This window comes from Pseudomonas sp. R62, assembly GCF_000257605.1.
In the GTDB taxonomy this organism is placed as follows: domain Bacteria; phylum Pseudomonadota; class Gammaproteobacteria; order Pseudomonadales; family Pseudomonadaceae; genus Aquipseudomonas; species Aquipseudomonas atacamensis.
Map to the genome: position 1 here is coordinate 3,654,526 of NZ_JH635998.1, position 932 is coordinate 3,655,457.

General features: G+C 64.9%; 1 protein-coding gene. It reads right to left on the minus strand.

Annotated elements, in window-relative coordinates:
* On the minus strand, positions 1-932 hold a 932-nt coding region (locus OQK_RS31430; RefSeq protein ID WP_038861046.1), incomplete at both ends, for a sigma 54-interacting transcriptional regulator.

The following is a 932-nucleotide window of genomic DNA, read 5'->3' on the forward strand; positions in this document are numbered from 1 at the left end:
TGGGTCGCGCTGAGGATGCGCACGTCGACCTTTACTTCCCGATCACCACCGACGCGGCGGAAGCTGCCGTCGTTGAGAAAACGCAGGAGTTTGGCCTGCAAGTACGGCGACATCTCGCCGATCTCATCGAGAAACACCGTGCCCTGGTTGGCCAGCTCCATCAGCCCCGGCTTACCGCCACGCGCCGCGCCAGTGAAGGCGCCGGGGGCGTAGCCGAACAGTTCGCTTTCGGCGAGGTTTTCCGGCAGCGCTGCGCAGTTGAGGGCGAGAAACGGAGCGCTGTGCCGCGCACTGATCGCGTGACAGGCGCGGGCCACCAATTCTTTGCCGGTGCCGGTTTCGCCCTGAATCAGCAACGGTGCATCAAGGGCGGCGACGCGTTGCGCGCGGGCCTTGAGTGTGCGGATCGCCGGGGATTCGCCGAGCAGCGCGTCGAAGCCTTCGGCGTGATCGTGATGCAGTGCCGAGAGTTGTTCGCCGATGCGGTTCGGTTGATACAGGGTCAGCAGGGCGCCGGCGTCGGTGATCGGCGTGGCATCGAGCAGCAGGGTCTGGCCATTGACAGTGATTTCGCGCAACGGCAGGCGAAAGCCGTTTTCCAGCAGGGTATCGAGCAGGCCGGGATCATTGAACAGCGCCGAGACGCTTTCGCCGGCCGGTTCGCGACCGTACAGGGCAATCAGCGCCGGGTTGGCCAGCAGCACCTTGCCGGCGCTGTCGAGGGCCAGCACCGGGTCGGTCATCGCCGCGAGCAGGGCATCTAGCTGCAGATGCCGACGCTGGCCGGGCAGGATGTCGACCACGGTCACCGCTTCCACGCCGAGCACGCGAAACAGCGCATCTTTCAGTTCTTCGAGCACTTGCGGGCTGAGGGTCGGCGCGTCGATGTAGACGTTCGGCGGAATCATCTCCACCGCATCCAGATTGAGATT